Annotated in this window: 7 protein-coding genes; 2 read left to right on the top strand and 5 right to left on the bottom strand. The window is 50.6% G+C overall.

Annotated features, from left to right (window positions below; genetic code table 11):
* Both Q9I99_RS10095 and Q9I99_RS10090 read right to left on the bottom strand, forming a co-directional pair.
* Positions 1-884: DNA-binding protein (locus Q9I99_RS10095; RefSeq protein WP_304666220.1), on the bottom strand; the 884-nt coding region annotated here is incomplete at its 3' end.
* A 10-nt stretch (positions 885-894) separates the two neighbouring features.
* Positions 895-1,083, bottom strand: a complete 189-nt coding sequence (locus tag Q9I99_RS10090; RefSeq protein WP_003751212.1) for a DNA-binding protein — start codon at positions 1,081-1,083, stop codon at positions 895-897.
* A 119-nt stretch (positions 1,084-1,202) separates the two neighbouring features.
* Here Q9I99_RS10090 and Q9I99_RS10085 point away from each other — a divergent pair, with 119 nt between their 5' ends.
* Together Q9I99_RS10085 and Q9I99_RS10080 are read left to right on the top strand one after the other, a co-directional pair.
* Entirely contained in the window at positions 1,203-1,565 is a 363-nt protein-coding gene (locus Q9I99_RS10085; RefSeq protein WP_003741237.1) for a helix-turn-helix domain-containing protein, read from the top strand.
* Between the two features lie 143 nt (positions 1,566-1,708).
* Positions 1,709-2,281 (top strand): S24 family peptidase, encoded by a 573-nt coding sequence (locus Q9I99_RS10080; RefSeq protein ID WP_301668050.1) that lies wholly within the window; start codon positions 1,709-1,711, stop codon positions 2,279-2,281.
* 353 nt (positions 2,282-2,634) lie between these two features.
* On the opposite strand, the gene guaB is transcribed toward Q9I99_RS10080, so the two are convergent.
* From guaB to glnD, 3 genes are all read right to left on the bottom strand, one after another.
* Positions 2,635-4,098 (bottom strand): IMP dehydrogenase, encoded by a 1,464-nt coding sequence (gene guaB / locus Q9I99_RS10075; RefSeq protein ID WP_301668051.1) that lies wholly within the window; start codon positions 4,096-4,098, stop codon positions 2,635-2,637.
* A gap of 128 nt (positions 4,099-4,226) precedes the next feature.
* Positions 4,227-4,664, bottom strand: a complete 438-nt coding sequence (locus Q9I99_RS10070) for an SMI1/KNR4 family protein (protein WP_301668052.1) — start codon at positions 4,662-4,664, stop codon at positions 4,227-4,229.
* A 239-nt stretch (positions 4,665-4,903) separates the two neighbouring features.
* Positions 4,904-7,462: a [protein-PII] uridylyltransferase gene (gene glnD / locus Q9I99_RS10065; RefSeq protein ID WP_301668053.1), complete on the bottom strand. Its 2,559-nt coding sequence runs from the start codon at positions 7,460-7,462 to the stop codon at positions 4,904-4,906.
* Between the last annotated feature and the right edge of the window lie 43 nt (positions 7,463-7,505).

The raw sequence follows: 7,505 nt of genomic DNA, 5'->3' as shown, positions 1-7,505 counted from the left end.
TGGCCGTCGCCGATCCAAACATCGTTCGGCTTCAAAGCCCCCCAATCACGTTTCACATAAGGCAGCAGCGATTTATAAGCCGCCCCCGTTTTCCTGCCGCGCTCCTGCATAATCAGCGGCAGCTTGTCCCAAACGCGCCGCACCATACTCAAATTAGGCACATCATTGACCGGCATATTTCCCGCTTCCGCCCACTGCACAAAACGGCGGTAGCTGTGCGCCAGTTTTGGCGCGGACGGAATATTGTGAAACTGCATAAATATCGGCAACCAACCGTAGCTCTCAATCGGTTTGACCGCCTTAGTTACCTTCGGAGCCAAAGAGACCAACCGCTCCGTCGCGTTTTCCGCCTTAAGGTAGGCAGATATCCAGCCGTCTAAAGTACGTTCGCCAACCTTCGCCGACCGGCTGCGGTCATTGGCCTTTTCCAAGTTCCCAAGCGTGACCGCGTCCAATTTGCCTTCTGCCAGCAAGCCCAAAAACTGAGCCACCGCAGCCTTAGCGGAGCAATCGTATTGGTATTTAATCCCCAACACCGCTGCCACCACCGCACATCGCGCATCCGCCACCGACCGTTGTTTCTCGTTCAACAGCTTGGCCGCTTCAGCCAGTGCCTGAGCCGACATCGCCGTCCCCGGTCTGACTTGGGGCAGCATTTTCGGCATCTTCTCCGCCAGCTCGTCCGACTGCCGTTTCATGATGGCTGCTCGGATTTCGGTGGGGAGGGAAGCGATTAAGTATTTTTTCAGACGGCCTCCACGCGCTTTGCCAACTTCTTCGATGTACGGCCAGTTCTGGGTTTTTGCTCTCTCCCTTAATCCTCTTGCTGTTGTAGGAAGCCCTTGAATATTAAGTTTAAGCAGCTCATCAATCGTTATCCCCATCTTCGTTTCCTCACTCGTCAATTCTTAACCCCAGCTTAATCGCGATAGCGCGCCCCTGACCGTATCGACACTTTGATTTCCCCGTCAACACGCGAGTAACATCTACGGAGTTGTGTCCGTTTTCTCTCGCCCATTGCGCAACTGTTAAATTATTGTCTTTTAACCATTCTCTAACTTCATTTACTGTTTTAGTTCCCATTTTTTTACCTTTCTTGGTTTGTTTAAATCCTGTATAATTACTACAAAACTAGCTGTTTTGCTACATTTGTAGCAATATTATTAGCTACAAATATAGCTGTCAAGAAAAAAGGAACTTTTATGGATAATTCTTTTGAATTAAGCTCTAAGTTATTGGGTGAGCGACTAAAAAAAATCAGAACAGATAATGGATACTCAAGAGAGCAGTTGAGTGAGTTATTTGGCATCAGTAGGGCAAGTATTCAAAATTATGAGAATGGGGAAAGAAGTCCGAATGCCGATTACTTAGTTCAGTTTTATAAGCACTTTGGAATTAATTTGCATTGGCTGCTAACTGGAAATAAGGCTGCCAAATTCCAAGATTTCATTGATTCTGTTTCTTCTCCGAGAGAAGAAGTACTACTACACTTGGCTCGCCAAATGGATAGTCGCACCTTGAATCACTTGATTGACTTTCTAATGGATGTTTATGCTAAAAAATAAACAGCACTAAGGAAAACTCAGCTTTTAAGTTCCTTCCTTAGTGAACAGTCGCCTAAATAGAGAAATTTTTTTTAAATTTTGATTTTGAAATGAAAAATACAAAGGAAGGCTTCTAAACCTCTTCCTTTGTATTTTCCTTTGTCTTGCAAGAATCTACAGGCTGCGATTTAAACTGGCTGCTGACCGGCAAAGGCTTGCCGTTTGCTGACAAATCAAGACCGGAAAACGTTGGAGCCTTCCCGGTATCCAATACCGGCTCAGGCGCGGTGGATACCTTGGGCAATCCGGTTGATCTGCGTGAGTTTGTCTTTATCCCGCGATACAACGTTGAAGCGGCGGCAGGGCATGGACAAGCAGTGAATGATGAAAAACCATTATTCTGCATGGCTTTCCGGAGATACTGGATAGAAAACTACGTTACCCGGCAGACAGACAAGCTTTCTGTAATCGCCGTTAAAGGCGACAGCATGGAAGGCATCCTGAACCACGGCGACAACATCCTAATCAACCACGCCGAAACCGAGCCGCGCGACGGCCTGTACGTCCTACGCATAGGAAACGACCTGTTTGTCAAAAACATCCAACGCCTGCCCGGCCGGCTCTTGGTCAAATCCGCCAATCCCCTCTACGAACCTTTTGAAATCGACCTCACAGCCGACAACACCGATACAGCCATCATCGGCCGGGTAGAATGGTTCGGCCGTACCGTAAACTGATTTTAAAACCCTCTTAAAATAGTTTTAAAAAATTCCCAATCCCGTCAGCTTTCAACAAAAAACCGCGCATTCCGGCGCGGTTTTGTGAAAAAGCTGGCGTAACTTTTCCGGATACAAAAAAACGCCGAAATCCACGTCTTTAGAAGATTTCAGCGTTTTTTTACTCTATTTGTTCCTTGTGCAAAAACTAACAGTCCCCCACAGAGGGGGGGGTAGATTTGCAGACTATATTTAACCTATTTTTACTAATTATTATATATTTTTAACAATTTGGAGGCGTTCAGATAAAAATGCCGTCTGAAACCCGAAAATCAGGTTTCAGACGGCATTTTGCCTTGAAAAGGCTGTTCAAATCAACGGTGGTAATTCGGTGCTTCTTTGGTAATTTGAACGTCGTGAACGTGCGATTCGCTCATACCTGCGGAAGTGATTTCCACAAATTCGGCTTTTTCGTGCATTTCGGCAATATTGGCGCAACCCAGATAACCCATACTGGAACGCAGTCCGCCGGTTAATTGGTGGATGATGTTCACAATCGGACCTTTGTAAGGAACGCGGCCTTCGATGCCTTCGGGGACGTATTTGTCGGTGCTGTCGGTTTTGTCTTGGAAGTAGCGGTCGGCAGAACCTTGGCTCATCGCGCCCAGGGAACCCATGCCGCGATAGGATTTGTACGAGCGGCCTTGATAGAGTTCGATTTCGCCCGGTGCTTCTTCCGTGCCGGCAAACATACCGCCGAGCATCACGCTGTACGCGCCTGCGGCGAGGGCTTTGGCGATGTCGCCGGAGAAGCGGATGCCGCCGTCGGCAATCAGCGGAACGCCCGTGCCTTTGAGGGCTTCGGCAACGTTGTGAATGGCAGTCAGTTGGGGAACGCCTACGCCTGCCACGATACGGGTGGTGCAAATCGATCCCGGACCGATACCGACTTTGACGGCATCCGCGCCGGCGGCGACCAAATCCAATGCGGCTTTGGCAGTGGCGATGTTGCCGCCGATGACTTGGATGTGCGGATAGGTTTCTTTGACCCAACGCACGCGGTCGATCACGCCTTGGCTGTGTCCGTGGGCGGTATCGACGACAATCACGTCAACGCCTGCTTCGACCAGGGCTTTGACGCGTTCTTCGGTGTCGCCGCCGGTGCCGACTGCCGCACCGACGCGCAGACGGCCTTCGGAATCTTTGTTGGCATTGGGAAATTCGGTGTTTTTTAAAATATCTTTGACGGTAATCAAGCCTTTAAGCTCGTCTTTTTTGTTTAGAACCAAAACGCGTTCGACTTTGTGCGTGTGCATCAGTTCGCGCGCTTCGTCTATGCTTGTGCCTTCGGGGACGGTAACCAGACGTTCGCGCGGGGTCATAATGGCGGAAACGGGCAAATCGACGCGGTTTTCAAAACGCAGGTCGCGGTTGGTTACGATGCCGACGACTTTGCCGTTTTCAACGATGGGCAGGCCGGACATTTTGCGTTTGCGTTGGGCGCGCATTTCCAATACTTCGCGGATGAGCGTCGTCGGCGCAACGGTTACGGGGTCTTTGACCACGCCGCTTTCGTGGCGTTTCACTTTGGAAACGGCACGCGCCTGCATTTCGGGCGGCATGTTTTTATGGATGATGCCGATGCCGCCTTCCTGTGCCATCGAAATGGCGAGGCGCGCCTCGGTAACGGTATCCATCGCGGCGGAAAGCAGGGGGAGGTTGAGTGTGATTTCGCGGGTGAGCTTGGTTTGAAGTTTAACGTCTCGCGGCAGCACGGTCGAATGTGCGGGAACCAACAAAACATCGTCGAAAGTATAGGCTTTTTCTACGATACGCATAATGCTCAGTCTTTCAGTTTGTGCAAGATGCACGGCATTATAGCACGTTACCGGCGGCTTGACAGTCTATGCAGAAAAACGCCTCGATTGAGCAGGTTGTTTTATGTTTTTTTAGATTTAGATAAAGATTACCATTCCACAAAATTCTCTTCAATAAATTCTTCAAAGGAATTTGAAAGCACCTGCTTTTCTTCTGTATCGTAGTCAAATAGCACCACTTCGCCATTAGGCATAATAGCGATAGGATTGTCCGAACCATCATCAGCAATTACAAGACTTTTATTAATTTCAGGGAAAAGATTAGCATCATTAAAAAGGTTACGAGCACTATTTGTTAAATCAATTATTGTTTCATTTCCTATTGATGTTCCATTTATAAAAGCATGAATCGCTAATCCAGCATAAGCACCTCTAAAGTTTTGAATAAACTCTTTATAATCTTTATCCATTATAATATTAAGTTCTTTTTCTGCATTTGCGATTTGTTTATTAGTAGCCGCTTTTCCTAACATAGTGGGATTTTTCTGATAAAAAACATTCAATTTATTTATGACTTCTTGTTTCATATCCGTATTTTCAAAATTAATGACAACCTATTTTTTTGTCTCTCGCCTTTAATTCCGCTTCGGCTTGGCTTTTCCAATATTCTTGCTTCCATTTGTTAAATGCAGCCCGTTCATCAGGTGTTAATCCAGTTCCTTTTTGCTTCCCAAATGGGTGTTGTCCAGGAATTGTTTACAATATCCCCCGCCTTCAGACGGCATACGGCGCGGCGGCGGGATGCCGTCTGAAAAGGGAAGAGGAATCATGTTAATTGTTCCAACAAAGCCTGTTTCAGGGTAGATTGGATTTTCGGATTTTTCAGATCTGGGCTGAAGACGGTAAAGCTGTCTTCGACACGTTCGTCCAACGTGGAGATTTTGGCGTAGCGCAGGCTGACGTTGTGGGCAAAAAAGACTTCCGCCATGTCGGCGAGCAGGAAGGGGCGGTTGACGGCGGTGATTTCGACGGAGTACCAGTCGGGGTAGTCTTCTTCGGGGGTAATGGTGATGCTTGGCGCGATCGGCATATAGCGGCTGCGGCGGCTGATGCGGCGGCTGCGGTTTTGGGTTTCGGGAACGGTATGTCCGTGGATAAAGCTGTTGAGTTCGGCTTCGAGCGCGCTTTGGATGTCGGGGTAGTCTTCGGGGGCGTGCTGCGAGGGGATTTGTACGATGAAGGTGTCGAGGATGTAGTCGTGTTCGGTGATGAAGGCGCGGGCGGCGAGAATGTCGAAGCCGTGGCGGCTGAAGATGCGGCAGAGGCGGGCGAACAGGCGAGGGCCGTTGAGCATAAAGACCATCACTTGGAAGCTGTCGCTTTGGGGCAGGATGCGGCTGCGGACGATGGGGGTTTCAAAATCGTGTACGAGGTTGGCGGCGTGCCACAGGATTTCGCGGGACTGGTGGCGGGCGAAGTAGGCAGAACCGAGCGCGTTCCATAGTTTTTTCTGCTGTTTTTCGGGGACGGCGGCGCGGGTGAGCAATTCGGCGGCTTCCTGCCGGCGGCGGCCGAAGAGGGCGTGTGGGTTGCCACCGTTGCCTGCGAGGTAGCGTCCGGCGGCATGGAACAGGCTTTCCAGCAGGCTGGCGCGCCATGCGTTCCACAGTTTGGGATTGGTGCCACGTATGTCGGAAATGGTCAGAAGGTAGAGCGCGCTGAGGCGTTCGTGGGTTTGCACGCGTTTGCAGAAGGCATCGAGTACGTCGGGGTCTTGGATGTCTTCTTTTTGGGCGACGGTGGACATAAGAAGATGGTTTTCGACCAGCCAGGCAAGCAGGTCGCTTTCTTCTTCGGTGAGGAAGTGGTCGGCGGCAAATTGGCGCGCGTCTGCGATGCCTTGTATGGCGTGGTCGCCGCCGCGTCCTTTGGCGATGTCGTGGAAGAAAGCAGCAAGGTAGAGGATGTCTTGTTTTTCAAAGGACTGCATCAGCGCGGAGACGTAAGGCAGCTCGTGGCTGTGCATATCCAAGGCAAGGCGGCGGACGTTGCGGACGACAGCGAGGATGTGGTCGTCTACGGGATAGATATGGAACAGGTCGTGTTGAAGCAGGCCAACGATTTTCTCCCACGCGGGCAGGTAGCGGGCCAACACGCCGTAGAGGTTGAGAAAGCGCAGGGTTTGGGTCAGTCCGTTGCCGCTGCGGAAAAAGCCGGCGAAACGGCGGCGGTTTTCGGGATTTTGGTAGAAGCTGCGGTTGATTTTGCGCGTTGCGCCCCACCATGCGCGCAGGGTTTGCGGTTCGAGCGCGGTAATGTCGTTGCGCTGCTGCATAATTTCGACGATTTTGAAAATGTGTTCGGGCTGCCTCAAAAAAATATCGGTGTGCCGCGCGGCGATTTGGTTGTTCACTTGGATGTAGTCGTCGTCAATCCGCAGGGTAACGCGCAACGGGGTGGAAGAAACGCGGCTTTGCAGCATGGGTGTGAGGATGCCGCTCAGTTGTTTGACGGTTTTAATCGCGCGGTAAAATACGCGCATCAGTTCTTCGCTTTGACGGCGGAGGTTCAAGCCTTGATAACCCATACTTTCGGCAACTTGCGGCTGCAAATCGAACAGCAGGCGGTCTTCGGCGCGCTTTGCGTTTAAATGCAGATGGATGCGGATATGGGCGAGGCGGCGGTAGCCGTGCGAAAGCATACCGGCTTCAGTGCGCGTCAGAATGCCTTGTTTGACCAGCGCAGGCAGGTTGGTCGCCAAGCCTTGTGCTTTCGCTATCCAAAGCAGGGTGTGGATGTCGCGCAGACCGCCGGGACAGCTTTTGATGTTTGGTTCCAACACCGCTCCCGAACCTTGCGATTTGGCATGGCGGTGTTCCATCTCCACCAATTTTGCTTCGATAAATGCCGCTACATTGCGTTGCGCGTTCATTTTTTCGGCCAATTCGTCTGCTGTTTGGCGGTTACCGAACAAAAACCTAGCCTCTAAAAACGCTGTGTCCCCCGTAATATCATTGCGCACGCTTTCGCACAGTTCGTCAATGCCGCCGCTTTTTACAGACGGCATCAGTTTGCAGTCCCACAGGGTTTGGACAAACCGGGCAATCTGTTCCTGAATGCCGTCTGAAAGTGGATTGGGTGAAACCACTGCCAAATCCACATCCGAACAGGGATACAGTTCGCCGCGCCCGAAGCCGCCCACCGCCATCAGGCATAACGCGCTGTTTTGAAAATGTTCTACCCACAATGCTGCCAGTAAGGTTTCGACTGCCGCCGTATATTCCCTGAAAAATACCGACACGCGGTTGGTTTTCAAATAATGCGCTTCGGCGGCATCGCGCTGCTGCCGGAAGGTTTCCAATACTGAAGGCAAATTTGCAGACATTTTATTCTTTCGAGTAGGCAGGGAGGTGGACAGATAGTTTGAC

Source organism: Neisseria basseii, assembly GCF_962707005.1.
GTDB lineage: Bacteria > Pseudomonadota > Gammaproteobacteria > Burkholderiales > Neisseriaceae > Neisseria > Neisseria bergeri.
Note: the sequence above shows the minus strand (reverse complement) of the source record. Positions and strands in the feature narration are given on the sequence as shown.

Excerpts from the sequence above, each read along its gene's own strand:
- Q9I99_RS10090 (WP_003751212.1), bottom strand. The coding sequence starts at position 1,083 with ATGGGAACTAAAACAGTAAATGAAGTTAGAGAATGGTTAAAAGACAAT.
- Q9I99_RS10085 (WP_003741237.1), top strand. The coding sequence starts at position 1,203 with ATGGATAATTCTTTTGAATTAAGCTCTAAGTTATTGGGTGAGCGACTA.
- guaB (WP_301668051.1), bottom strand. The coding sequence starts at position 4,098 with ATGCGTATCGTAGAAAAAGCCTATACTTTCGACGATGTTTTGTTGGTT.
- Q9I99_RS10070 (WP_301668052.1), bottom strand. The coding sequence starts at position 4,664 with ATGAAACAAGAAGTCATAAATAAATTGAATGTTTTTTATCAGAAAAAT.
- glnD (WP_301668053.1), bottom strand. The coding sequence starts at position 7,462 with ATGTCTGCAAATTTGCCTTCAGTATTGGAAACCTTCCGGCAGCAGCGC.